Below are 24,313 nucleotides of genomic sequence, written 5' to 3'. Positions count from 1 at the left end.
TCTTACTTTAATCCAAAGCTTCCATGCCGACGGCAGCAAAAGCCTGTCTGGTTTTCTCTCGGACTTCATCCCGCTTCTTGAATCTATCCATCAACTGATAAACCACCGGAACCACAAACAAGGTCAAGGCCGTCGAAACGAACACGCCCCCGATAAGACAAATCGCCATCGGACGCATGGTCTCCGAGCCCGCTCCCGTGGCCGTCGCCGAAGGCACCGCTGCCGCGATGGTTGCAAACGACGTCATCAAAATCGGGCGAAGACGTATCGGACAGGCTTCAATCAAAGCCTTGGTCGCTTCCCTGGTCCCACGGTCGCGGACCGTGTTCGTAAATTCAATCAACAAAATAGAGTTCTTTTTCACAATCCCCATCAAAAGAAGAAGACCGATCATCGAGTACATATTTAAAGACTGCCCCGTGATCAGCAGCGCAAAGAAGGCACCACTAAAACTAAACGGCAACGCCATCAAAATAGTCACCGGATCAATGAACGAGTTGAACTGGCTGGCCAAAACCATGTAGGCGATCACAAGTCCCAACACCAACGCCAAAATTAAACTTTGGAAGGACTCTTTGAACGTCTTCGAACTTCCCCCTTGATCAATCATGTATCCAGGCTCGAACATTTTTTTAGCCGTCTTTTCGATATACTCCATCGCGGTTTGCTGAGAAACCCCCGGCTTCATATTCGCCGTCACCGTGATCGCGCGTTGACGATTCGAACGGGAGATGGCCTGCAAACTGGAGCCCACTTCTTCCTTGGTCACACGCGGAAGAGGAATTAGATTTCCCCGACTGTTCCCAACAAACAACGTTTTCAGTTCGTCCATGGGCTTCCCTTGATCCACCAACTTCACCTTGATGTCATAGCGATGCCCCCCTTGAGGGAACTCACCCACCTTCACACCACCAATAAGGGCACTGACCGTGGTCCCGATTGAATTGATGCTCACGCCATGCTGAGCGGCTGCAATACGATCTGGTTTGACCTGAATTTCAGGCATCCCCAGAAGGTAGTTGGAATCCACGTCGACCATCAGTCCGCTTTTTTCCATTTCCTTCATCATCTGGTCCGTGTACTTCGCAAGTTTTGCCCAGTCCGACCCCAAGATCGTAAATTCGATCGGATAACCTCGACCGCCGGAGAAACCCTGTTGTGACAAGTCCATCAACACCGGGCGCATATCTTCAATTTTTGAAAGCCCCTGACGAGCCACCTGCATGAACTCTTGTTGTGACAACTCCCGGCCCTTTTCAGGGTCCTTCCCCCTCTGGCCTTTGTCCTTCAAGGTAATGAACATCATCGTGACGTTGGCGTCGGAGGCTCCGCCACCGAAACCACCAATCGCCGCATAAACTTGTTTTACCTCAGGACGTGACAGCAGCCATTGTTCTGCCTTCTTGGTCTGTTGATCCGTATATCCAATGGAAGTTCCCACCGGCATGATCAGACGAGCCATGAAGATGCTTTGATCTTGCGCCGGGCTCATCTCTTTGTTCAAAAATTTGACGGACACAAAAGAAATCACGACAAAAATCAAAGAGGCCAACAACGTCTTCCAGGGATGATTTAAACAAATCTTCAACCAACGCTCGTAACTCACTTTCAAAGCTTCCATGGAAGCTTCGAAGGCTCTTCCGAATTTTGTCTTTCTTTCCCCGTGATGCACAAAGCCCGCACAACGCATCGGCGTGATGGTCAAAGACTCGACCAGCGAAAGGAAGACCGCCAAAGAGATCGTCACACCAAACTGCATGAAGAACTTCCCGATAATTCCCTTCATGAAGGCGACCGGTAAGAAGATGGCAATAACCGCAGCGGTCGCCGCCATGGCCGCAAAGGAAATCTCACGCGCGCCGAGGATCGCGGACTCAATACGCCCCCGTCCGTTTTCGTTATAACGGAATATATTTTCCAGAACCATGATGGCGTCATCGACCACGATACCAATCGCCAAAGTCAAACCCAACAAGGTGAAGGTGTTTAGTGTATATCCCAAGAAATAAAGACCAATGAAGGCCCCCAACAAGGATGTAGGGATCGATAACAAAACGTTGAACGTCGCCGACCAACTTCCCAAGAACAACCAACACACGATCGAGGTGAAAATAACCGCCAAGACCAAGTGATGGTTTAATTCCCCCACGGACTGCTCAATAAATTTGGTACTGTCAAAGTTGACCTGAAGGTTCATGCCTTCCGGAAGCTGCGCCTGAATTTCTCCGATTTTCGCCTTCACCGCTTGGGCCACCGCCACCGCGTTGGTTCCACGCTGTTTACGAATCCCGATTCCCAAGGCGGTCTTGCCATTAAAGCGGGAAATACGTTCAATCTTGTCCAACCCCATGCTGGCATCCGCGACCTGATGGATCTTCACCATATTGGTGGGATCCGCCACTGTCACGCCGGCACGTCGACTGATCACGATCGAGCGAAACTCATCCTCGGACTTAGCTTCACCCATCGTACGCACGTTGAAGTTCTTTTTCTCTGTCTCAATATAGCCCCCCGGAAGTTCGGAGTGCTCATTGCGGATTGCATCCATCACGTCGTTGACGGAAATATTATAGCGCAACAAATCCTGCGGACGCACCCGCACCCGCATCACCGGATCCGTGTAACCCCCAAGGAAAATATCGCCGACCCCTTCCACCGTCGTAAAACGGTCCTTCAGGTAGTCACGGGCGTAACTCATCATGAACTCAGGATCATTCTTATCGTAAGTCAAAGCCAGCCACAAAATGGGCTGATCATCCGGGTTGGTTTTGGAAATTGTCGGAGGATCCACATCATCGGGAAGAAGGCGCTGAACACCGGCAATTTTCGCCTGCACATCCTGCAAAGCCACATCGATATTGCGATCCAAATCAAACTCAACTGTGATGCTGGCAGAGCCCGTTTTACTGTTGGATTTGATGGATTGAATTCCTTCAACGGTCATCAAGGAGCTCTCGATCGGGTCGACCACCTGGGTTTCCATAACCTCAGGGGCAGCCCCGCTCAGGGTCACACTGACTGTCACTGTCGGGAAGTCCACATCCGGCAACTGACTGACCCCCATACGAGAAAAGGAGATCAGACCAAAAATCATCAGACCAAACATCAACATCCACGCAAAAACGGGATTCCTAATCGAAATATCCGAGAGCCTCATCAACCACTCCTGTTAATCGGGCCACTCTAGGCAATCCATGTAAAATAGTCATTACCATTTTCTTTCAACACATCGCTCTCAAGGCCTTGAAATCAATAGATTTGTTAGCCCCCCTTAGAACCAGAAAGGGAGGTTGACAGGCCCTCCCCCAACGACTATTCCTGACGCCGCATAAAAATAGGCCTGTTTTTGGGACAAGAGGTGAGAATATGAAATGGACGCTCCTTGTAGTGCTGACGCTTTTTTCCGTCATGAGTTCGGCTCAAGCCAAGAAAAACTCCTCAACTCTTTCTCTGAAGCCTGAACTTTCCTTACGCGAAAAGGCCCTTGCCGAATCCAAAGTTGAGGGATTGGCCAAAACATCTGCCACAGACGCCCAAGTTCCTGGGATGCTCACGTTAAAAGACCCCCGCCCCGAGATCATCACTCGTTCTTGGCGCTATTTTGCGGGTCTGACCGCACAGAGCTTTCAACCTGAAGGAATCGCCAAAAAAGAGGGCTCGGGCGCCTTCGATCTGGGTAAAAATGATCAAACCTTTATGCCCGGATTGGAATTGGGAGTCTTAAGCACCCCCATTAAAACTAAATCTGTTCTGTGGAAACTCGGCCTTCGCGGGAAAGCGGGATTTTCCTCCCAGGGAACCAGCCTGACTTTAGACTCTGGCTACCAAATCAACGACGCCCGCCTGAACACCACCCTTTTTAGCGGTGGTCCTTTGCTGACATTGCAATGGGAAGGCTTGCAAAGTGTCAGCCTGACTCTTTCCCCGCAAATGGGCAGCGTCACTTACACTCAAACGAGCTCGAATGAATTTGCCACCTTTTCAAAACAATCCGGCTTTGAGTCCATGAGTTATGGACTTGATTTTGCCCTTGGCCAAAGATGGTCTCTCTTCACGGAATGGTCGCAAAGAACTCTTAAAGACAACACTGAAATTGCACTTCAAAAAGACAACTTTGAATTGGGAACAAAAGTCACATGGTAAAAATCTTTCTGGCTCTACTTAGTACGACATCCTTGACGGGAGCTTGGGCTCAAGCTCCGAAAGAAATCACTTTATCGCAAAAGACCGTGGCAGAACTTGTCTTAAAGCAGGGACCTAAGACGCTTGAGGTGAATTTAAAGTATCAACAGTTCCGCTTAGCTCCAGTGCAGGCCCTGTCGGTTTATGACTGGAAGGTGACCGCTGAAACTGGTTTCGAATACGATAAGTCGGCAAGCCTTCTGACCACCACCAGCCAAAACAATAATAAATACGAACGCTACAAAACAACCGTCAACTTGCAAAAGCCCTTCACGACGGGAACTCTCTTGGGCTTGGAGCTAAGCCGCCTTTCTCAGAAGGTGGATCTCGACGCTTTTACGACCAATCCTCCTCCGTCCCAGCAAACACTGGATTCCGCGGGACTGATCCTTGAACAATCCCTGCTTGGAAACTTTTTTGGTGTTGCGGACCGTGGAAATGTGAACGCAGCGGAACTCACTTACCAAGCCAACAATATCGCGCGCGCCAATGAACTTGAGGACGTGGTCTTAGAGGCCATTCGTCAGTTCTGGAACACTTATGTTGCACAAGAAAACTTCCGCGAATCTGTCAATTCTCGCGATCGCTACAAAAAATTGGTTGATGCCGTTAAAAGAAAAACCTCTCTCGGCTACTCCAACCCCGGGGATCTTCCTCAGGTGCAGGCCGAGTTCGAAACTCGCGAACAACGAGTGAAGTCTTCCTCGACTGAGTATCTCAAAAACGTCGAGAATCTTTTGACTCTTTTAGCTCTTGAGCCCGGCACTGAGGTTAAATTTGAAATCCCTAAGGATATTCCACCCGTTCCGAAGCTGACTGAAAAGAAGGTGGAGGACCTGCGCCTTGTTCGCTCTCAAAAACTTCGTGTCGAAGCGGCCCAAGAGGCTTTAAGTGCTTCGGAATCTTTGAGCTATCCCACTTTGAATTTCGTGGGCAAAGTTTACACAACTGGCGTGGATGAATCTTCTGAGAACTCTTATTCAGAGTTGGTTTCCGGCACCAGACCCAAATACTATGCCGGTCTTAAATTCCAATACAACTTTGGCTCGGACGTTCAGAATGAAACTGTTATCAACAGAAAGCTGACGAAAGACCTTGAGTCCACTCGCCTGCAAAGACAGTTGATGGAGACTCAAGATCTTGAGTCTCAAGCGCAAAGAAAAGTTCAATCCACTTATGCGATTGCACAAAGTTCGCAACGCCAAAGGGAGTTCCGTGACAAGGCTTCGCAAGAGCTGAATCGCTCTTACACGCAAGGCCGTACCGACATTTCGATTTTGATCACGGCTTTAAATAATTATTTCGACTCGGAAGTTCAGTACATTCGTGCGGTGGGCGATTATGCCATTGCACTTAATGAATGGGCCGCCGCCCGAGACGAACTTATTCCTGACGATGTTCCGTCAGAAGGTTATCAGAAATAGAGGGGTTCCATATGATGAAGAAACTTATTCTTGCCTCTGCTTTACTTGCTCTCGTAGGCTGCGCATTTGATAAAGACAATGCGACCAACAACGCGCGCGAAGTCGAAGAAAGACAAAAGTTGATGAACAAGTTTAGCCGCGTAGTTGGTTACTACACGGGAAAACTCACAACCTCCGCAGCTCAACAAGACGTTGAACTTCGTCTTTTCACTTTAGAAGACCAAGGTGGAACGAACTCAAGCGGTGAAGATCGTTACCGTGTTGTTTTGCGTGGCAACTACAAAAAAATCAATCCAGTCGGACCTGGTTTTAACTTCAAAGCTCGCTACATCGAGGAAACTGCAGAACTCATCCTAACCAACGAAGCGGGCACCTTGGGCGTGGATGATATTCACACCATCAATGCCAAAGTTGTTGGTCAAAAAATTGTCGGTGAAGTGAAGTCTATTTCTGGCGTGATTGGTGTTCTAGATCTGGCGTTGACCTCTAGCCAAACCAAAGTTCCCGGCGGCAGCAACGAAGAAAATGAGTACTACGAAAGACTCAGTCGTCAGTACAACGCCATTGCCGGCACGTATGTTGGCGAAAACGTGGTCGACGGCAAGGTGACCTACCAGTTCTCGATCTCTCTTCAGGTTGTAAAGACCGGCATTGTTCCTCAGTTGATTGGCGAATTCAAACGCCAAGACGATCCCGAAGGAAACGTGTCCTTGACCCTGACTGCGGTTTATCAGCCCGAGCTTTCTCCTGCGGTGTTAACTTTGACCGGGAAACCTCGCTACAACCCTAACAACTCCCCTTACCAGGGAACCTTCCAAGGGACTTTGGTGGGTGACGAGTACAAAGGCTCTTGGAGAACAAACATCAGAGGCTTTGAAGGGGAATTTCTTCTTAAAAAAGCAAAATAGTCGTTTCAATCCCGGATTGACCCAACTCGAATCCCCTTCCTTCAGCGAAGGGGATTCTGCTCATGTCTTCGCTCGGATTTAAACCTTAGCTTCCAGTTCAGCCCATCGGGCATACAGCTTATCGATTTGATTTTGTAACTCTGAAATCTGGGTATAGAGTTCCTGAACTTTCGCCGCTTGACTGACGATTTCAGGCTTCTGAGACTCGGCCTGAGCGACTGAGAGCTTTTCCTCCAAAACCTGAATCGTGGCTTCCATGTTCTCTAGCTCAAACTTCTCTTTGAAAGAAAGTTTGGCGGGTTTGCCACCGGATTTCGATTCCTTTTTGGCATCCTTCTTAAGTTCTAAAGCCTCCAAGGCTTTTTGCTCTTCAAACCACTCTTCCCATTGCAGATAGCCGACAAAATTCTCAAGTGTCGTTGAACCATCCGGTCGTTTATGGAACGCCATGATCTGTGACGCCACTTGATCCATGAAATAACGATCATGGGTCACCAGGATGACCGCGCCGTTGAATTCTTTAAGTGATTCCTCTAAAACCGTCAGGGTTGCCACATCCAGATCGTTGGTGGGCTCATCCAGAATCAAAACTTGCGCCTCATTCAACATCAGTTGCGCCAGACGCAGACGACTTTGCTCGCCTCCAGAAAGTTTTTCGACAGGCAAATCCATTTGTTGGCGATTGAATAGAAATCTTTCCAGATAGCTACGCGCAAAAACGTATTGCCCCTGATAGTGAACGTAATCCCCTTCAGGACAGATGTTTTTTAGAACAGATTCTTTGGGTTTTAAGGTCTCACGATTTTGTTCGAAATAGGCCACCTTCAGCTTGTCCGCTTGTACGACTCTTCCCGAATCAGGCGTTTCCTGCCCCAGCAAGATACGGATCAGAGTGGACTTCCCGGTGCCGTTATCGCCAAGCAACGCCAAACGCGTTTTCGGATTCACAAGGTATGAGAAGTCTTTGAAAAGAACTCGGCCATTGTAAGCTTTGGTGATATGGTCGACTTCAATCAACTTTTGTGGATTGCGTTCGGCATCTTTAAATTCAATCTTCGCCACTCGCGCGGCATTTTTGACGGTCAAATCCTGAACGTCTTCTTTCAAAGTTCCGGCCCGTTCAATGCGCGCTTTTTGTTTGGTCTGACGAGCTTTAGCTCCGCGACGGAGCCATTCGGTTTCTCGACGAAGAGTGTTTTTAAGAACCACCTCGCGCTGCTCTTGCGCCTGTAAAAGCTGCTCTTTGGCTTCCAAATACTCCAAGTATCCGCCCTTGACCGACAACAAGTAGTTGGGGTTCTTCGGATCCAGATCAAAAATCTTGTTGGTCACACGCTGCAAGAACAAACGATCATGGGTGATAATCAAAGTCGCAAAAGGTGCTTTTTCTAAAAACTCCTCCAACCATAAAATACTGGAGACATCGAGATGATTCGTCGGCTCATCCAGAAGCAAGAGTTCTGGTTCCAAAATCAGTTCCCGCGCCAAAGCCACGCGTTTTTTCCAACCCCCAGAAAGATCTTCGACTTTAAAATCTTCGCCGAACTGAGAGAGCTCCAAGCGTGCAATCCATTCATAGGCAGAACCAATGGCCTCGTCATAGTTGGCTTTGCTCAAAACCGCATCGAGGATTGTTTCTCCTTTGGCAAAAGTCGGCGTCTGCTCTAAAAAGCCCATACGCAGACCTTTTTTCGTGGTGACGTCGCCACCATCGGCGTCCATTTTTCCGGCAAGAATTCGCAGCAAAGTGGATTTACCAGCCCCATTGGGGCCCACCAAACCAACTCGTTCGCCGTCTTCAATGCCTAAGCTGACATTGCTAAAGAGGGATTTTCCGGCAAATGATTTTTCTAACTTATGAGTATTAATAAGAAGCATGACCTAAAGTACGTTGAATTAACGATCTCCGCTAGGATTTTCTGGCTGAGAATATGAATGATGCCTTTTTTCAAGCATTTCTAAATAGTCCTCACGATCGACGTACTTTCCGCCCATACTACCAACAACAGGCGTGACCATCTGAACGTCCATCCATTCATGACCCTGGCTTTTTAGTAGGTCTACCAGATACCAAAGAGCCAGCTTGGAAGCATTGGGCTTTTTATAGAACATGCTTTCGCCACTAAAAACCCCCTCCACCAGAACACCATAAATTCCGCCAATCAGAATATTGTCTTCACGGACTTCCACGGAAAGGCAATAACCGGCCTTGAAGAAGTCGTGGTAAGCCCTCTTCATCATCGGGGTAATCCAGGTGCCCTCTTGCCCCGGACGAGGTTGCTTGGCACACTCCTCCATCACATGAGGAAAATCTTTGTTCACCGTAAATTCTATTTGCGGATTCTTCCGACGAAAGCGCTGCAGACTTTCTGAAACTTTGAAATCTTTAAACTCTAAAATCCCTCGCCGTTCGGGCGAAAACCACAACATCGGAAGATTTGGTTGTGGCCAAGGAAAAATCCCTCGAGAATAAGCGGCATAAAGGGTGCCGACATCCAACTTGCCACCGACGGCAATAATACCTTCGGCCAATGTATCCCGAGGATCTGGAAAATCAACGGAAGAACGCAAAGGTTTGACCCCCATCACGCCTCCTGATTTTTCATCAGACACACATCACACTTTCCGCAAGGTGTTTCATGTTCATGACCAAAATAATGATAGATGCGATTCAAACGACACTCGGAATCTTGAGTGGCCCACTGAACCATTTTGAGAAGTTTGGTGTTTTGGCCCTTTAAGATCTCCACACCATTTTCCTGAGTGAACTGCTCGTCTGTCGGTTCATGAACACAAGCATAAGGAAAGTGGTCCTCGGACTTTTCTAGGCAGCCCCAACGCTCCAAAATACCGACCGCCGCTTCGGGACGAAAATCCCGACGGTTTTTAAAATTCATCTGTTCGCGTAAAAAATCAAACCCACCCTGATCGACCTGCAGGCGTTTTTCCTCGATCAATTGATAGATTTTGCGAATGAATTCCGGTTCGGGATGAGACCACTTTAAAAACTCCATCTGAATGGACACGTCGTCTTGATCGTAAAGCAAGTGACAAGAAGACTCTTGTCCATCCCGTCCCGCACGCCCCACTTCTTGAAAATAAGACTCTAAGGCATTGGGAGTTTCAGCGTGAATTAAGAGGCGCACATTTTCTTTATCAATCCCCAACCCAAACGCAGGGGTCGCAATCATCAACGGAGCGCCTTCACTGATAAATCTTTTTTGATTGCGTTTACGATCCTGCGGTGACAAATCCCCGTGATATACTAAATGCTCCATCCCCAAACGCTGAAGAGCGGAAGAGATTTTCTTTAATGTTTGAATCAACGAACAATAAACAATCGCGGCTCCGTTATGTTGATGACGAAGGCCCACAATCGCCCGGATCTTCTCATCGATGCCGTAAATATCGTGAACGCTCAAAGCCAGATTGGGGCGCTCGATCCCAGCGGAAATAATTTCAGCCTGCGGCATATTTAGTTTCGCCAAAATATCTTTTTGCACTTCCGGGGTTGCGGTCGCCGTCAAAGCCAAAGTCGGTGGATTGCCTAAAAGGGCGCGAAACTCTCCTACTCGTGAATAGTCAGGGCGGAAATCGTGCCCCCACTGGGAAATACAATGCGCCTCATCGACGGCCAGAAGTTGAACCTTGCGATTCTTGATGGCTTCTAAAAACTCAGGCTTTCTGAAGCGCTCGGGTGTCACATAAAGAAGTTTAAAGTCCCCTTTGGCCAACCGGGTTTGACGAAGCTCCCGCTCGTCTCGACTCAAGGTGGAACTTAAGAATGTGGCCGCAATCCCCAGATCCTGGGCTTTATAAACCTGATCCTGCATCAAGGCGATCAGAGGCGAAATCACGATCACGAGCCCGTCTCGGACCTTGGCTGGGAACTGAAAACAGAGGCTTTTTCCCATTCCCGTCGGCATTAATGCGAGGAGGTTTTCATTTGCCCAAACTTTGCGCAAAATAGCCTCCTGCTCCCCCCGAAAAGAAGAGAAAGGAAAATGAGAACAAAGCATCTGTTTTAAATCCACACTCATCCTCAAATCCTACCCGCACCCGAAAGCTATGTTCAAAATAATTCTAAGGGAGGCGCTTCCCTCTGGATTGGTGACCTCTGCGGGGCCTGGATGGCCCCCCGCCGTATGGCGGGAGCAGCCAGGCCGGAAGCCGTGTCTCAAATTCAGAGGGAAGCGCCTCCCATGAAATTATTTTGTAGCATTGCGTCGCGACTAGCCCGTAGAATCTTCTTTTGCACTCGGCACTATTTGGTGATAATTCGAATGCTTTCATAAAATTAACTATTTAAATAAACAGTGACCCGTATACAGGGTCACTCTAGCGGTCGGTTTAAGGCAAAGCTTTTACCGATTTAAAGATAACGAAGGGTAACGATATGTCCAAAAAGTGGAATATTGATATGGTCAGAAACATCGGTATCTCGGCTCACATCGACTCGGGAAAAACGACGACTTCTGAACGTATTTTGTTCTATGGAGGAAGAATCCACGCTATCCACGAAGTTCGTGGTAAAGACGGCGTGGGCGCGACAATGGACTCCATGGATCTAGAGAGAGAAAAAGGTATCACCATCCAGTCTGCTGCGACTCAGGTTCAGTGGAAGGATTACACAATCAACTTGATCGATACTCCGGGGCACGTGGACTTCACAGTAGAAGTTGAACGTTCTCTTCGCGTTCTTGACGGGGCTATCCTTCTTCTTTGCGGTGTAGCCGGCGTTCAATCTCAATCCATCACTGTTGACCGTCAGATGAAACGTTATAGCGTTCCTCGTTTGGCGTTCGTAAATAAATTGGACCGTCAAGGTGCCAATCCTTACCGTGTTACTGACGCTTTGATCGAAAAATTGCGTTTGAATGCTGTGATGATCCAAATTCCAATCGGTTTGGAAGATCAACACAGAGGTCACGTTGATTTGACTGATATGAAAGCTTACATCAACGAAGGTGAGTCTGGGGAAACTGTTAAAGTTGAAGAGATCCCTGTAGACCTTGTTGATCAGGCTAAAAAATACCGCCAAATCATGATCGGTAAATTGGCTGACATCGACCCTACCATCGAAGAAAAATTCTTGATGGAAGAAGAGCCTTCTACTGAAGAAATCCGCGCGGCCCTTCGTAAAGGCACTATTGCCTTGAAGATCGTTCCCGTTCTTTGTGGATCTGCCTTCAAAAATAAAGGTGTTCAACGTTTGATGGACGCTGTGACTTACTATCTTCCATCTCCTGCTGAGAAACGAGAGCAAGCTCTTGATCTTAACAAGAACGAAGAGAAGTTTGACCTTTTCCCAGATAACACAAAACCTTTGGTTTCTTTGGCGTTTAAACTTCAAGAGACTCCATTTGGTCAGTTGACTTACATGCGTATCTACCAAGGTAAGATGGGCAAAGGCGACTTCATCATCAATCAGGTCAACAAGAAATCTGTAAAGATTCCTCGTTTGGTGCGTATGCACTCTGACAAGATGGAAGACATCGACACAGCTTACGCTGGTGACATCGTGGCATTGTTCGGTATCGACTGTGCTTCTGGTGATACGTTCTGTGATGAAAACATCCAGGCTTCTATGCAATCTATGCACGTTCCTGATTCAGTTATCAGCTTGGCAGTTGCTCCTAAGGACAAAGCTGGCGCGAATAACTTCTCTAAGGCGTTGCAAAAGTTCCGTAAGGAAGACCCTACTTTCCGCGTTCATCGTGACGAGGAGTCCAACGAGACTATCATCTCTGGAATGGGTGAGCTTCACTTGGAAATCTATGTTGAGCGTATGAAGCGTGAGTTCAACTGTGAAGTGATCGTGGGTCAACCTCAGGTTGCTTACCGTGAGACCATTTCACAAGAAGCTCCATATGATTACACTCACAAAAAGCAAACGGGTGGTTCGGGTCAATACGCGAAGATCGTTGGTAAAATCCAACCTCTTCCTCCACAAGAAGACGGCGCTGTTTTCAAATTCGAAAACAAAGTTGTCGGTGGTCGTATCCCTAAAGAATTCATCCCTGCTGTTGAAGAAGGTTTCAAAGAGCAAACGGTTAAAGGACCACTCATCGGCTTCCCAATCGTGGGTGTTGAAGTTGTTCTTGAAGACGGTGCGTACCATGATGTCGACTCTTCATACATGGCGTTTAAGATCGCTGGTATGGCGGCTCTTCGTGAAGTTTACGCTGCTGCGAAACCAACAGTTCTTGAGCCTATCATGAAGCTTGAGACAACTGTTCCAGACGAATACCAAGGTTCAGCGGTTGGTCAAATCAACCAACGCCGTGGTACTATCGTGGGAACAACTGCTTTCGAAGGCAACTGCGTGATCGAAGCGGAAGTACCGTTGACAGAAATGTTCGGTTACTCAACTGATCTTCGTTCTGCAACTAAAGGTAAAGGTGAGTTCTCTATGGAATTCGCGAAGTACGCTGCTGTACCTCGCAACATCCAAGAAGAACTTGCGAAGAAATACCAAGCGAAGCGCGCAGCTGAGCAGAAGTAATTTCTCAACCACAAAAGCACAAATAAAAAAGCCCGATGGAAACATCGGGCTTTTTCTTTTTAAGCTATCTTGTTTTAGCTATTAAAGCGCAAAAGGTGCCTGGTGATTTTTTACGTCTACAGTGCGTAACACAATCTTCTTAATTAAAAATGCCTGAACATCTTGGCGCGTATAGCGGTTTCTGTGCGGCTTCCTCGAAGAAATTCAAAGCTTGAGTTTTGAGCTCTGGTGAAAATATTGGTTTTCTTTGAGAAAAGTCGACTCCGGTTTTCAGGCGCACGTCTTCGATGAAGGCTTTCATTTTTTCTACGCTTTGCTCTTCAAACATGCCACGCATAGGAAGCGCGCCTTCCCGGAACTTCACGACTTCATCGGGAAAGACGATGAGTGGCGCCAGCAATTCCACCTCATGAGAAAAAGAGGAGATAATATTGGGAAGCAGGCGACGTGAATCCATCTTCACCGCCAATAGACCGCCGTTTGGAACCATTTCAGTGAAACCATTCTTAGTAAGAGCCTTATCAGATCCCACAAATCTATGTGCGACCCATGGAGAAAGTGTAAAAGAAATATAGCTCGACGCCTTCGGGTCTCCGGCGTGGCTGCTCATGGTCTCTGTTGTAAGAAAAGAAGTCATCGTCTTGAGTCCATTGCTTCGATTCGTTGTTAAAGAGCGCAATCGTCGCGTGTAACTTCCTTGATTCTTCGTGAGAACCGTCGACATAAAACCCAAGTGTTCACTGCCATCAGCCATCTTTAAGCGTTGTACTTTATCCGTCGTATAGTCGACGCCACGGAACGCGACTGTCATACGAGAAGGATCTGGGTTTTCGATTGCATCCAACCACACCTTCCAGGTTTTAGCCTCCATCGGCTCCATCACAGACCAAGGAAGATATGCTTCTAGCATCTTGCGGACTCCGGCCCGATCGTTCTTAAGAATCAAATCGTTGAGCTTGTCAGACATGGATTCGTACTTCTCAAGAAGTTGAGTTTGCTCGCGGTATCGCAACAACTCTTTGTGTTTCCTTCGTGTGTCCGCTTCCGCCTGCATTTTGGCTTCCTCTATTTGCGCGACTGAGGTCTCTTTTTCAAGCGCTATCTGATTTCGCATTTTCTCGAACAAGGCAGGATCTTGATTCTTCAGCGTCTCGAGAGAGTCGAGATAGCTTTCCCGCAAGACACTCCCCCCAAGCTTCATAATTTCATAACGGGCCGACAAGCTTCCGTGTTGAGCGTTGAAAAAGGTTTCAACAAGCATATAATGGTAAGACCCTTCCCATCTTGAAGAGAGAGCTTTGAGCACACAAAGATCTTTGACAAAGAGTTCAGGTTTCTTCAAGGCTTCTGAATCGTATATCAACTTCAACTTAGCTTCTCCGTTAGAGAAGATGGCGATGAGCTGAGTATGCGTGGGAGTTTCAACCTGTTTTACTTTTTCAGAGAAGAAGACCTGCGCAGAATCCCCTGCCGCCATGGCGCTCAAACTTTGCACCGTACTTTGAATGATCGCTTCGGTCTGAGCGAACACGCAAAGAGGTAAAAACAGAGCGAACATTAAGAATGTTAGAAGCGGCTTCATAGAGACTCCTCTTTTCACTAAAAGTGCAAAACAAGGACCACTTGAACTCATTGAAATGACTTACATTCTTTTGTAAAGACTCATATTTAGTGACAGTATTTGATAGTCCTCTTGTAGAACGTCTCAGAATGAGACTACGTACCAGAGAGGAAACCACTCACCGGGCGCCAGGAAAAAAAGTCTTCAAAAAATAAAAGGGCCGACTTTACGTCAGCCCTTTCTTATTTCTGCTTACTGATTTCTAGGAGTTAAAGAGGCCAGTGATTACAAAACTCATCGCTGTCTGTCGACAAGACCTTTTTCGTTTTCTTATCCACCACCGTCACGACGATTTTCGTGCAGGTCTCTGAAGCGCTGAGATCCTCTTGAATTGTCGTTGTATAAATAATCACATCACCACGATCTTCTGTCTTCACATTGCTGGTCACCGGATATGTTTTAGCTGTTGGAGCATAGAAAAGCTCTCCGCCCATTCCGCCACCGCCGTCATAGCCGCCCCCATCAAAAGAGCCACCACCGCCGCCACGGTCATTGCCTTCGTACGTTTCTTCACGAGAATCCGGAGTTTCTTCCCCACCCGTACGCTCATCACGATCTTTAGGAGCCGGCTCGGATTTCTTTCCTTTTTTTGCTGACACCAAATCAAGAGAATCTGTCGAAGCACCCGCATGGGCCACCATCGCAAAAGAAACAAGCACTGCAAGAATTAACGATTTCATTTATAAACCCCTTTGGTATTTCAAGGGCTGTCTTTAGCACAAACAAAAAGCCCCCGCCAGAGGCGAGGGCCATCCTTACCCTATTTTCACGAATGACAACTATTTAGACAGCGGAGCGACCTCACCCAGAAAGTCCATCAACGCCTGCCAAGAACGACGGTCTGCGGCCTCGTTGTAAGCCACCCCTTTGGAGATGTCATTTCCGGCACTCTTCTGAGTAAAAGCATGAACTGCTCCCGAATAAGCGACAAATTGATAATCCACTTTGGCGTCATTCATTTCTTTCATAAAACCATCGACCTCTTTGGGAGGGACATTGGGGTCGATCGCACCATGAAGAACCAACAGCTTGGCTTTCATATTTTTTGTATTTTGTGGATTCGGAGTTGAAAGGCCTCCGTGAAAGCTCACCGCTCCTACGATGGGAAAGTCGGCGCGAGCCGCCTCAAGAGCTCCGGTACCGCCGAAACAATAGCCCATAATGACGATCCGTTTGGCGTCCACCCTTTTATTTTTCACGAGATAGTCAAAGGCGGCCTTTTCTCTTTGACGATAAGCTTTGATGTCCGTCTTGTATTGCATGGCAAGCTTGCCCGCCTCTGCGGCATCCTTGGGGCGAACTCCTTTGCCATAGATGTCGATGGCAAAGGCCACATAACCTTTTGCCGCCAACTGCTCTGCCCGCATCTTTTCATAGTCCGTCAACCCCATCCATTGGTGGACAATCATCACCGCAGGACGAAGCCCCGTCCAAGAGTCATCATAAACCAGGACACCCTCCAAAGTGGTTTTTCCATCTTTGTACTCCACGGCCTCCGACGTAATGGCAGCATGTGCTTTTGTGCTCATCAAACCCCACTGAATAATCAGGACCCCTAAAAGGGCGAATAGGACCTTCATCTTAACTCCTTTTATCTTTACTAAAGTCTATAGAGACCCCATCAAGTCCGTCAAAATGGCTTTCAGTCGCCTGCAAACAGACAATTTTATGGCCAAATGGAAATAAACAGGACCTTGCGAGTCGCGTTATAGACAGCCTCCTTCCCTGCTATGATAGACTTAGTCATCTATGGATTATTATAGGCCCTGGCCAATCACAATTAACCTCCCTGCATTGCAACCACTATGACATTACTTATCGTCTTGTTTATCAGCACCATTGGTATTTCATTTCTGTGTTCTATGTTAGAGGCCGTTCTTTTAACTTCGACTTCCGCTTACATCGGGGTGCTCGTCAAAGAGAATAAAAGAAGCGCCAAGCTTCTGGAACACCTCAAAGAGAATATTGACCGCCCGATTTCCGCGATTCTGACTCTGAACACTCTTTCTCACACCTTAGGCTCCGCCGCCATCGCTTACCAGATTCAAGTTCACTTTGGACAAGAGGCCGTCACGGCCGCCTCCTTCATCTTAACTTTCTTGATCCTCATCGTTTCAGAGATCATCCCGAAGTCCATCGGAGCCGCACACTGGAAAGCTCTCGTCCCCTTTGCGGCTTACACGATTCAATTTATGATTCTGGCTTTGTATCCTCTGGTGCTTTTGTCAGAATGGTTGGGAAAGTTTTTTGCAAAAACCTCCGAAGATCCCGAAGTCACGCGCGAAGAGCTTCTCATGACGGCAGAAATTGGCGTGGAAGAAGGGACTCTGAAGGGTAAAGAGTCCAACATTATCAAGAATCTTTTGATGCTGGATAAGATCTATGTTTCCGACATCATGACTCCGCGCTCAGTCTTTTTTGCCCTCGATAAAGAGCTCACGGTGGAAGAAGTCTTTAACAAGTACAAACCTTTGCGATTTTCCCGCATCCCGGTTTATTCAGGAAGTTTAGACAACATCATCGGCATGACGTATCGTTATAAAATTCACGAAGCCCTTTCCAACGATCAACATGAAAAAGTGGTCGGCGATATGGTGACTCCGATCTCGAGTATTCCCGAGCGTATGACGGTTTCGCAAGTTCTAGATTTTTTCATCAAAGAAAAAGAACACATTGCCTTGGCCGTAGACGAATACGGTATCGTGGCCGGACTGGTCAGCTTGGAAGATGCCGTTGAAACTCTTTTGGGTGTTGAGATCGTCGACGAACTGGATAACGTGGAAGACATGAGAAAGTTTGCGCTAGAGCAATGGCAATTGCGTAAACAAAAACTCCGCCGGAGCTAAGCATGATCTTGTTCTATATCCCCTGCCCCGACAAGGCCACTGCGGAACATATCGCCACCACCCTGATGCAAGAAAAACAGGTTGCTTGTGCGAATATCATTCCGGGCATGGAGTCGATGTATTGGTGGGAGGGGAAAATAGAGACAAGCACTGAGTATATCCTCATCCTTAAAACCTTGAAAACCCCTGACGCACAAGACAGTGTCACAAAAAGAGTTCAAGAGCTTCATCCCTACGAGGTGCCCTGTGTGATGACTCTTCCCGTCCTGGGAATCAACGCGTCCTACAAGAAGTGGCTTGAAGAGAGCCTCAAGTAACATCTATGATCTCTCTAGATTTCAGGGGGATTCATGACAAAACAAGAGTTGGCAAAAAAGATTTACGACGTAGCTCATTTGACCGGCGAATTCAAATTGCGTTCAGGGCAAATTTCAAATGAGTACTTCGACAAATATCGCTTCGAAGCCCAACCGGCCCTGCTTCGTGAGATCGCCAAACACATGGCGCCATTGATCCCCGCTGGAACTGAAGTTCTGGCTGGACTTGAAATGGGAGGCATCCCCATCGCCACCGCCTTGTCATTAGAGACCGGCCTGCCTTGCGTTTTTGTGCGCAAGGAAGCCAAAGAATACGGCACCTGCCAATTCGCCGAAGGCCTGGACATCCAAGGCAAGAGAGTCTGCGTGATTGAGGACGTCGTGACCACAGGAGGCCAAGTCGTGCTTTCTACGGCGGATCTACGCTCTTTAGGCGCTGAAATCAGCCATGTTCTGTGTGTGATTCACCGTGGCCCCGTCTTCCCTGAACCCAAACTCACGGAGGTCGGCCTAGCCCTTAGTCCCCTCTTTATGAAATCCGATTTCTAGCCGATAAAAAGGACTGGTTTACCTACCAGGAGAAAAAGGCATGAAAAGGTATCAACGAGTTCTGACAATCTCTGCGATTGTTATATCTTCAGCGACAAGTTTTGCGGGGTATGATGAGTTCGATTGCCGCAGCAGTGGTTTAAACTTAAAAAACACTCAACTGGAGTGTGTGTCCTGCGGAGCCCAAAAGTACTTCGCAGATAAAGCGGGCGGTCGCGAAGTTGTTCCATCAGAAAAGTGGCTGACTCTTTTAGGTACGATGGCTGTGCAACATGCGAAGCTTGATCCTAAAGGTCGAAACAATATTAGCGCGGATTCCGAAGCCAGAACAAACTATCAGATCTTCGTCATTTCCATGTTACGAGATTATGGCTTCTGCCAAAAGTACATCAGCAAAGAGCGCGCTCGCTCTGCAACCAACAAGAGTTCTGACATCGGTGGCGATGACTGGGGTCAATACATTTACCCCGGCCTGACTCGCAATGCGAATCTCGACTATAGCGGGATGAAGTCTCTTGGAAAGTACTACGGTTTTGACAGTTCCTTCTTTGGCTGGAACTCCGCAGAGAACATGAACTATCTTCTTTTGAACAGTCCAGACCCCTATAAGAGCAACAACCCCAAAGACGCTGCTGACCAATCTTTCGCTGAGAAATATCCTACTTACAATCAAGGACAGCAAAAATCAGATCGACGTCCCGCTTTCGTTCGACGACTGAAGCAGGCGTTGCAGTCAGAGTACGATGTCTCTGGTGAAAAGAAGACCTCAGGTGATCGTATTGTTCAATCCGGCGACAAAGACAATGGTCTGAGCGAATGTCTGCGTGAAATGGAAAGAATGCATGAAGGCAAAGGCGATCCTCTTTTGAATTCCTTCCTGCAGTCTTCATCAGAGAACACCAACTTCTGTAAATCCATGGCGAACTCCTGTGAAATCTCGGCTGATTTTTGTGGTGCGACTTCAACAAGTACCAAACCCACGAAGCAACCAGACCCGATAAAACCAGGTGCGCTACCTCCGCCACCACCGCCTCCTCCTCAACCAGCCAAAGCCCGCCAAGGTGGTGGAGTTCGATAAAAAAAGCCCTCGCAAGAGGGCTTTTTTCATTTAGTGAGTTGCCACATTTTGCAGTTGGCACTTTCGATCGATTTGTTGCTTAAGATACGTCAACTTTGCCGTGGGGTTTTTGATGTCCCATTGCCATTTAAAGTCGCGACAATCTTGCCACCAGGGGAACACCATTTCTCCGAAGATTTCTGACTGACTGTCGCGAAGAAGGCGCTTATAGACAAGATTTTCAATGACCGGGTATGCTTTTTCCGGCAACAATCCCTTCTGTATTAAATCCAGAGTCACCTCCACCGTCGTCACAAAACCAATTTGTCCCGACATCGTGGGGTGAGGGGACTCTCCCTTCGACGAATACGCCTCGCGGATGTAACTCACCGACGGAATTTGAGGAAACTCTTGAGTCATTTGATTGTAAACAACGGCGTCAAACTGACCGTTGTCGCCGAAGTAGATAACCAGTTCAGGCTTCTTTTCTATTAATAACTTACGAATGACTTTTTGCTTTAGCTCAGGGTCTTGCTTCATCCCCGGATTCATATGCAAGTTCGTGACGGGAAACTTATTTTCTTCAAGAAACTCACTGTGTTTGGATTTCATCAAAATCTTGGGTGCCAAGCTGACATAATGGAATTCAATGTCGTCATGATTGAAACTCAGCAGGCGGTAAAGTTCAGACATTCCAACAAAACGACTGTCGTCATCGAGGAAGGAACTTGCCGCCCCCTTTTTGGTGAGAACATGACTGACCTTGATGGTGTCATCGATATCCGAGATTACCAAAATTTTCGCCAACGCCGCCTGGGAAAGGCCCGACAAAAGAAGAATAACGGTCAAAAGTCTTTTCATAAACAGCTCCCTCATTCCAAACAACGAACCCACGTCCACATCGTCTATTCCCTAGACAGAGGCGCAAATATGGCTCCTTCTCCGCCCTCAGCTGAAAACCTATTTCATTTCAGTCAACCAAGGGGAACAGAAACAGGTTTGATCCAATTTTCAAGCCACCTCCCATCCAAAATCAGAGCCCTTTTGACACCAATTCCCCTGGCCCTGACTTTGCTTTAAGAGGGTCTACGGGCTTTAAGAAGGAAAAAGTCCGCAAAAAAACACCATTTCAAGGGGCCAATACCATGTCATTATTCAAAAACTCTCTGGTACTTCTGCTTTCGGCGACCTGTTTATTCTTTTCCACTCAAGCGGGCGCTCAAATTAGACCCGATGATCGCGTTCGGGTGCTCGAAAGTCGCGTCAATCAATTGGAATCCCTGATCAATCAACTTCATCAACGAGTCAGCAATCTTGAATACAACCAACGCCCCCAACCCTACCCCGAACCCCAAGAGGTCGCCTGCCTGCTTGAAGACACTGGTTATAATAAAGTATTTCTTGGAAAGGGGCGCACCCGCTTAGAGGCAGAGGCCGTTGTCCGCGAAACCTGTGGTCGCGAAACTCACCCCACATACTGCCAAGCACAACCTAAATGCAGCAATCCTCGCGAAGAACGTGGGATGAATGGAGCTCTTTGTATCATGACGGATACGGGCTACTCAAAGACCTTCAAAGCCGAAGGAAAATCCCTCATTGAAGCCGAGTTCAATGTTCGCAAAGCCTGCGGAAGCGGTACTCACCCCACCTACTGCAAAGGCCCCATTCGCTGCGAATCCTTCTAAAACATTGAGAGGCACTCAAACAAAAAAGCCGAGACAGTCTGCCTCGGCTTTTTTAATTTCAGGTTGAATACAATATCTGCTTATTTCTCTCCGACGATATAAGCAATCCAGCTTTGACAAGCTTCCCCGTGATCGACACGAGTGAAGTTTCCGTCCCCGCTGCCATCTTTGGCCGTGCCTTCCCAGTAGACGTGGGTCTTACGGAAGCCCACTTCCTGCATGATATCGCGAATTTCAGGAATCGACCAGACTCTCCAGTCATAAGAGAAAACTTGTTCGATCTTTTTACCCCACACACGGAAGTGAATATGGAACAAAGCTTCGTTGGTCACAGGATCAAAATTGGTCTGATCCCAATAGTAAGTGAAGCCTTCGTGCTTGATGGTGTCCTCGATAGCATCATAACACTGACTGCCACCGAAAATATCCACTAAGAACATGCCATCCTTGTTCAAGGATCTATAGACATTTGCAAAGTACTTCTTCAAAACATCTCTTTGCTTGAAGCAGAAATAAGAAAAATTCATCCCGGCGACAATATCGGATTTCGGCAGATTGGGATCAAGAACATTGCCCTCAATCAACTTCATGCGACGCTGCTGTTCAGGCTTCATCTTCGCCAAATAGTGATGACGACCATAAGCCATGGGCTCTGGATCTAAATCAATACCAATCGCCTCGTGACGAGGATTGAGCCTGATCCACTCTGTTGACAACGCAAAGGTTCCACAAAAGTCTTCACGGAAAGTGCGTGGGCTTTTCCCTTTCAGCTCCTTGTAGGTATCACGGATAAAAACCACGTCGTTTTCAGCAGACTGAACCGCTTTTCGATAAAGTTCATATTTATCAAAGAGGATTTTCGCGCTTTTCTTATTTACACGACGACGTACTTTCTTTTTGTGGGACACTTCTTTTTTAGCCATTAGGGCACTTCCGCAACTACTTCGCGAATCGCGAGTTCAATATCGTTAATCTGAGGGACAGAGTTTTTCTCAAGGTTCGGATGCAAACCAATGCCCGGCAAGTTTTTACCCGCCAACACACGAGGACGCGCCATCAATTGATAGAACAACTCCTGAGTTACTCGATAAGCCAAATGCTCACCGAAGTTCGTCACTTCCGTATCTTCATTCACAAAAAGAACCCGTCCGGTTTTTTCAACAGAAGACTTAATCATCTGCCAATCGTAAGGGTAAATGGAACGAAGGTCGATCACTTCAACAGAGATACCTTCTTGCGCCAACTTATCCGCCACCTCATCACAGAGATGAACCATGCGACTGTATGTCACCACGGTAATATGATCTCCCGAACGAGTGATCTTGCCTTTACCGATGGGCACTAAATACTCTTGCAGATCCGGCCAACGAGGCTTCCAGCCTTCCGCATTTTGAACCGGCTTATCAATCATCGCCTTCAGTTCTTTTTCATCGGCAGGTTCCCCAGGAATCAGCTCTTCCCCTTTATGGCGCATCAACGCTTTCGATTTCAGATACAACACTGGATTGGGATCCTGAATCGCTGACAACATCAAGCCATAAGCATCCAACGGATTTGATGGCATCACGATCTTCCAACCAGGAAGACGAGACGCCCACGCATCAAAAGAATGTGAATGATAAACAGAACCAAAGATTCCCGCACCCACCGGAGTCATCACCACCATCGGAAGTTGAATCTGACCGTTCGTACACCACAAGGTGTTCCCGGCAATCTTAAGAAGATCGATCGTATTAAAGATATAATCCGCGAACTGGATCTCAGCCACGCAACGATCTCCACCCATGGCAATTCCCATCGCCATGCCGATGATACCGCGTTCATCCAACGGAGAGTTCCACGCTGTCTTCAAACCTTGAGTGGCCGTGAAAACACCTCCCAAAGGAGCCCCCACGTCTTGACCAAAAATATCTTTAACACCCAAGTTCGTTTCACCATAATGAAGGGCCATTCGGATGGCCTGTGCAACACTTGCCATTAGAACTTCCTCCAATCAGCATTCTCATTGTTCACGTAGACATGATCCCAAACGGACTCCGGCGTCGGCACGGGTTCCTGGCGAGCTTGCTCTTGAGCAACAACGCCTTCCGTTTCGTAGATCTCCCAAATTTTCTTCGCGGCTTTTTCAGTTAACAAGCCCGCATCAATCAGACGCTTCTCAAAGCTGAGCACAGGATCAAACAACTGAGGTTTTTTATTGGCTCCGTCAGCTGACGAGTGACCATACAAACGCGTCACCATCGCCTCAATGAAAGAGGGCTTTCCTGTCTTTCGGATATATTCCATCTCTTCTTGCAAAGCGAGATAGGTTTCAACAGGATCATTTCCATTTATAATGCGCGAACGGATGTTAAAAGCACGCGCACGATCCGCGATATGTGTTTCACCGTGTTGGCCCTCATACGGAGTCGAAATGCCGTAACCATTATTTTGAACGGTAATAAGAAGCGGCAACTCTTGTCCTTTACGTGAAGCTAATACCAAGCATGATGCAAAATCACCTTCCGCAGTTCCCGCGTCTCCGCCTGTTACAATCGACAATGCTTTCTTGCCCGCTCGCTTTTGCGCGTGAGCCGTTCCACAAGCAATCGGGTACTGAACCTCCAAAGGAGACGTTACCGGCGCCACATTCCATTGAGGAAAACAATAGTGACTGGAAAAGTTTCGACCGCCCGTAGATGGATCTGTCGCTCTATTCATCATCAAACGAATAGAGTCGATCATGTTCAGCCCCAAGGCGACCATCGTGGGAGTACAACGATAATGTAAGTGGAACCAGTCATGCTCTAAGCCCTGACCTTTTCTGGCCAGCATTCCCAGTGGCACACCCCAAGCTTCTTCACCAGGTCCACCAATCCAGAAGTAGGCTTCCCCGGCTTTGTAGATTTTAATTAATCTTTCCTCAAGGACACGCGACTTCACCATCAGATCATGCATACGCAGCAAAATCTCTTCAGAGAGTCCGCCAAAATCGTGCTTTTTGGTTGTCACTTTTTTAGAAGTTTTCACGGATGTCTTGGCAGCGGACTTCAGGGTCTTTTTCGCAGACGCCTTACCTCCCGCTTTTACAGTGGTCTTTTTAGACATTCAGTTCTCCATTAAAGGGTCGATTTCCGGTCTATCTAAGCGAAAAGAGAGGCTTTTGTCACCTCGAAAGAGCCCCAAATCCCGCTATATGCAAAATTTCCGAGGAGCGATGCCCCATCTCTAGGCAATAAA

The 24,313-nt window shown here is 47.6% G+C and carries 20 protein-coding genes; 9 read left to right on the top strand and 11 right to left on the bottom strand.

Features of this window, described 5'->3' with window-relative positions:
* Positions 1 to 7: 7 nt before the first annotated feature.
* Complete coding sequence (locus ACM64D_RS08335; protein ID WP_415062741.1) at positions 8 to 3,157, bottom strand: efflux RND transporter permease subunit; 3,150 nt, start codon at positions 3,155 to 3,157, stop codon at positions 8 to 10.
* A 209-nt stretch (positions 3,158 to 3,366) separates the two neighbouring features.
* Here ACM64D_RS08335 and ACM64D_RS08330 point away from each other — a divergent pair, with 209 nt between their 5' ends.
* Genes ACM64D_RS08330 through ACM64D_RS08320 form a run of 3 tightly spaced genes read left to right on the top strand, consistent with a single transcriptional unit; the run spans position 3,367 to position 6,514 of the window.
* Positions 3,367 to 4,143, top strand: a complete 777-nt coding sequence (locus ACM64D_RS08330) for a hypothetical protein (RefSeq protein ID WP_415062740.1) — start codon at positions 3,367 to 3,369, stop codon at positions 4,141 to 4,143.
* Entirely contained in the window at positions 4,137 to 5,606 is a 1,470-nt protein-coding gene (locus ACM64D_RS08325; protein ID WP_415062739.1) for a TolC family protein, read from the top strand. Before ACM64D_RS08330 ends, ACM64D_RS08325 begins: the two co-directional genes overlap by 7 nt.
* A gap of 11 nt (positions 5,607 to 5,617) precedes the next feature.
* The gene (locus ACM64D_RS08320; protein WP_415062738.1) at positions 5,618 to 6,514 is read left to right on the top strand and encodes a hypothetical protein; all 897 of its coding nucleotides are present in this window, start codon (positions 5,618 to 5,620) and stop codon (positions 6,512 to 6,514) included.
* 78 nt (positions 6,515 to 6,592) lie between these two features.
* Here ACM64D_RS08320 and ACM64D_RS08315 read toward each other — a convergent pair whose 3' ends face one another.
* From ACM64D_RS08315 to ACM64D_RS08305, 3 genes are read right to left on the bottom strand one after another with little or no spacing between them, the layout of a single operon-like run.
* Complete coding sequence (locus tag ACM64D_RS08315) at positions 6,593 to 8,392, bottom strand: ABC-F family ATP-binding cassette domain-containing protein (RefSeq protein WP_415062737.1); 1,800 nt, start codon at positions 8,390 to 8,392, stop codon at positions 6,593 to 6,595.
* Between the two features lie 18 nt (positions 8,393 to 8,410).
* Entirely contained in the window at positions 8,411 to 9,100 is a 690-nt protein-coding gene (aat, locus tag ACM64D_RS08310) for a leucyl/phenylalanyl-tRNA--protein transferase (RefSeq protein ID WP_415062736.1), read from the bottom strand.
* Positions 9,100 to 10,533 (bottom strand): RecQ family ATP-dependent DNA helicase, encoded by a 1,434-nt coding sequence (locus ACM64D_RS08305; RefSeq protein ID WP_415062980.1) that lies wholly within the window; start codon positions 10,531 to 10,533, stop codon positions 9,100 to 9,102. Before ACM64D_RS08305 ends, aat begins: the two co-directional genes overlap by 1 nt.
* 377 nt (positions 10,534 to 10,910) lie before the next feature.
* On the opposite strand from ACM64D_RS08305, the gene fusA reads away from it, so the two are divergent.
* A complete protein-coding gene (gene fusA / locus ACM64D_RS08300) occupies positions 10,911 to 13,019 on the top strand; it encodes an elongation factor G (RefSeq protein ID WP_415062735.1) in 2,109 nt (702 codons plus the stop codon).
* A gap of 139 nt (positions 13,020 to 13,158) precedes the next feature.
* Here the strand turns inward: fusA and ACM64D_RS08295 are convergent, their stop codons facing one another.
* The 3 genes from ACM64D_RS08295 to ACM64D_RS08285 all read right to left on the bottom strand — a co-directional run bounded on the left by ACM64D_RS08295 (position 13,159) and on the right by ACM64D_RS08285 (position 16,220).
* Entirely contained in the window at positions 13,159 to 14,601 is a 1,443-nt protein-coding gene (locus ACM64D_RS08295) for a hypothetical protein (protein ID WP_415062734.1), read from the bottom strand.
* Between the two features lie 248 nt (positions 14,602 to 14,849).
* On the bottom strand, positions 14,850 to 15,320 hold the full coding sequence (locus ACM64D_RS08290) for a hypothetical protein (protein WP_415062733.1): 471 nt from the start codon (positions 15,318 to 15,320) through the stop codon (positions 14,850 to 14,852).
* Between the two features lie 99 nt (positions 15,321 to 15,419).
* The gene (locus ACM64D_RS08285) at positions 15,420 to 16,220 is read right to left on the bottom strand and encodes a dienelactone hydrolase family protein (RefSeq protein ID WP_415062732.1); all 801 of its coding nucleotides are present in this window, start codon (positions 16,218 to 16,220) and stop codon (positions 15,420 to 15,422) included.
* A 225-nt stretch (positions 16,221 to 16,445) separates the two neighbouring features.
* Between ACM64D_RS08285 and ACM64D_RS08280 the strand changes: the two genes are divergently transcribed.
* From ACM64D_RS08280 to ACM64D_RS08265, 4 genes are read left to right on the top strand one after another with little or no spacing between them, the layout of a single operon-like run.
* Positions 16,446 to 17,486 (top strand): CNNM domain-containing protein, encoded by a 1,041-nt coding sequence (locus ACM64D_RS08280; protein WP_415062731.1) that lies wholly within the window; start codon positions 16,446 to 16,448, stop codon positions 17,484 to 17,486.
* Between the two features lie 2 nt (positions 17,487 to 17,488).
* Complete coding sequence (gene cutA, locus ACM64D_RS08275; protein WP_415062730.1) at positions 17,489 to 17,803, top strand: divalent-cation tolerance protein CutA; 315 nt, start codon at positions 17,489 to 17,491, stop codon at positions 17,801 to 17,803.
* Positions 17,804 to 17,836: 33 nt separating this feature from the next.
* Positions 17,837 to 18,352 carry an orotate phosphoribosyltransferase gene (gene pyrE / locus ACM64D_RS08270; RefSeq protein ID WP_415062729.1) on the top strand — a complete coding sequence of 172 codons (516 nt, stop codon included), beginning with the start codon at positions 17,837 to 17,839 and terminating at the stop codon, positions 18,350 to 18,352.
* A gap of 40 nt (positions 18,353 to 18,392) precedes the next feature.
* Positions 18,393 to 19,430 (top strand): hypothetical protein, encoded by a 1,038-nt coding sequence (locus ACM64D_RS08265; protein WP_415062728.1) that lies wholly within the window; start codon positions 18,393 to 18,395, stop codon positions 19,428 to 19,430.
* Positions 19,431 to 19,460: 30 nt separating this feature from the next.
* Here the strand turns inward: ACM64D_RS08265 and ACM64D_RS08260 are convergent, their stop codons facing one another.
* Positions 19,461 to 20,270 (bottom strand): phosphatase domain-containing protein, encoded by an 810-nt coding sequence (locus ACM64D_RS08260; RefSeq protein ID WP_415062727.1) that lies wholly within the window; start codon positions 20,268 to 20,270, stop codon positions 19,461 to 19,463.
* A gap of 284 nt (positions 20,271 to 20,554) precedes the next feature.
* On the opposite strand from ACM64D_RS08260, the gene ACM64D_RS08255 reads away from it, so the two are divergent.
* Complete coding sequence (locus ACM64D_RS08255) at positions 20,555 to 21,094, top strand: hypothetical protein (RefSeq protein WP_415062726.1); 540 nt, start codon at positions 20,555 to 20,557, stop codon at positions 21,092 to 21,094.
* Positions 21,095 to 21,174: 80 nt separating this feature from the next.
* Here ACM64D_RS08255 and ACM64D_RS08250 read toward each other — a convergent pair whose 3' ends face one another.
* Genes ACM64D_RS08250 through ACM64D_RS08240 form a run of 3 tightly spaced genes read right to left on the bottom strand, consistent with a single transcriptional unit; the run spans position 21,175 to position 24,181 of the window.
* Positions 21,175 to 22,017 (bottom strand): class I SAM-dependent methyltransferase, encoded by an 843-nt coding sequence (locus tag ACM64D_RS08250; protein ID WP_415062725.1) that lies wholly within the window; start codon positions 22,015 to 22,017, stop codon positions 21,175 to 21,177.
* Positions 22,017 to 23,072, bottom strand: coding sequence for an alpha-ketoacid dehydrogenase subunit beta (locus tag ACM64D_RS08245; protein WP_415062724.1), 1,056 nt, complete (start codon positions 23,070 to 23,072; stop codon positions 22,017 to 22,019). The genes ACM64D_RS08250 and ACM64D_RS08245 overlap by 1 nt, the downstream gene beginning before the upstream one ends.
* Positions 23,072 to 24,181 (bottom strand): thiamine pyrophosphate-dependent dehydrogenase E1 component subunit alpha, encoded by a 1,110-nt coding sequence (locus ACM64D_RS08240; RefSeq protein WP_415062723.1) that lies wholly within the window; start codon positions 24,179 to 24,181, stop codon positions 23,072 to 23,074. The genes ACM64D_RS08245 and ACM64D_RS08240 overlap by 1 nt, the downstream gene beginning before the upstream one ends.
* Between the last annotated feature and the right edge of the window lie 132 nt (positions 24,182 to 24,313).

It is taken from the genome of Bdellovibrio sp., from assembly GCF_047637665.1.
Classification (GTDB): Bacteria; Bdellovibrionota; Bdellovibrionia; order Bdellovibrionales; family Bdellovibrionaceae; genus Bdellovibrio.
This window is presented reverse-complemented; position numbering and strand designations above follow the sequence as displayed.

Excerpts from the sequence above, each read along its gene's own strand:
- ACM64D_RS08245 (WP_415062724.1), bottom strand. The coding sequence starts at position 23,072 with ATGGCAAGTGTTGCACAGGCCATCCGAATGGCCCTTCATTATGGTGAA.
- ACM64D_RS08265 (WP_415062728.1), top strand. The coding sequence starts at position 18,393 with ATGAAAAGGTATCAACGAGTTCTGACAATCTCTGCGATTGTTATATCT.
- ACM64D_RS08285 (WP_415062732.1), bottom strand. The coding sequence starts at position 16,220 with ATGAAGGTCCTATTCGCCCTTTTAGGGGTCCTGATTATTCAGTGGGGT.
- ACM64D_RS08240 (WP_415062723.1), bottom strand. The coding sequence starts at position 24,181 with ATGTCTAAAAAGACCACTGTAAAAGCGGGAGGTAAGGCGTCTGCGAAA.
- aat (WP_415062736.1), bottom strand. The coding sequence starts at position 9,100 with ATGGGGGTCAAACCTTTGCGTTCTTCCGTTGATTTTCCAGATCCTCGG.
- cutA (WP_415062730.1), top strand. The coding sequence starts at position 17,489 with ATGATCTTGTTCTATATCCCCTGCCCCGACAAGGCCACTGCGGAACAT.
- ACM64D_RS08255 (WP_415062726.1), top strand. The coding sequence starts at position 20,555 with ATGTCATTATTCAAAAACTCTCTGGTACTTCTGCTTTCGGCGACCTGT.
- ACM64D_RS08335 (WP_415062741.1), bottom strand. The coding sequence starts at position 3,157 with ATGAGGCTCTCGGATATTTCGATTAGGAATCCCGTTTTTGCGTGGATG.
- ACM64D_RS08325 (WP_415062739.1), top strand. The coding sequence starts at position 4,137 with ATGGTAAAAATCTTTCTGGCTCTACTTAGTACGACATCCTTGACGGGA.
- ACM64D_RS08305 (WP_415062980.1), bottom strand. The coding sequence starts at position 10,533 with ATGCTTTGTTCTCATTTTCCTTTCTCTTCTTTTCGGGGGGAGCAGGAG.
- ACM64D_RS08280 (WP_415062731.1), top strand. The coding sequence starts at position 16,446 with ATGACATTACTTATCGTCTTGTTTATCAGCACCATTGGTATTTCATTT.
- ACM64D_RS08330 (WP_415062740.1), top strand. The coding sequence starts at position 3,367 with ATGAAATGGACGCTCCTTGTAGTGCTGACGCTTTTTTCCGTCATGAGT.
- pyrE (WP_415062729.1), top strand. The coding sequence starts at position 17,837 with ATGACAAAACAAGAGTTGGCAAAAAAGATTTACGACGTAGCTCATTTG.
- ACM64D_RS08260 (WP_415062727.1), bottom strand. The coding sequence starts at position 20,270 with ATGAAAAGACTTTTGACCGTTATTCTTCTTTTGTCGGGCCTTTCCCAG.
- ACM64D_RS08320 (WP_415062738.1), top strand. The coding sequence starts at position 5,618 with ATGATGAAGAAACTTATTCTTGCCTCTGCTTTACTTGCTCTCGTAGGC.
- ACM64D_RS08290 (WP_415062733.1), bottom strand. The coding sequence starts at position 15,320 with ATGAAATCGTTAATTCTTGCAGTGCTTGTTTCTTTTGCGATGGTGGCC.
- ACM64D_RS08295 (WP_415062734.1), bottom strand. The coding sequence starts at position 14,601 with ATGAAGCCGCTTCTAACATTCTTAATGTTCGCTCTGTTTTTACCTCTT.
- ACM64D_RS08315 (WP_415062737.1), bottom strand. The coding sequence starts at position 8,392 with ATGCTTCTTATTAATACTCATAAGTTAGAAAAATCATTTGCCGGAAAA.
- fusA (WP_415062735.1), top strand. The coding sequence starts at position 10,911 with ATGTCCAAAAAGTGGAATATTGATATGGTCAGAAACATCGGTATCTCG.
- ACM64D_RS08250 (WP_415062725.1), bottom strand. The coding sequence starts at position 22,017 with ATGGCTAAAAAAGAAGTGTCCCACAAAAAGAAAGTACGTCGTCGTGTA.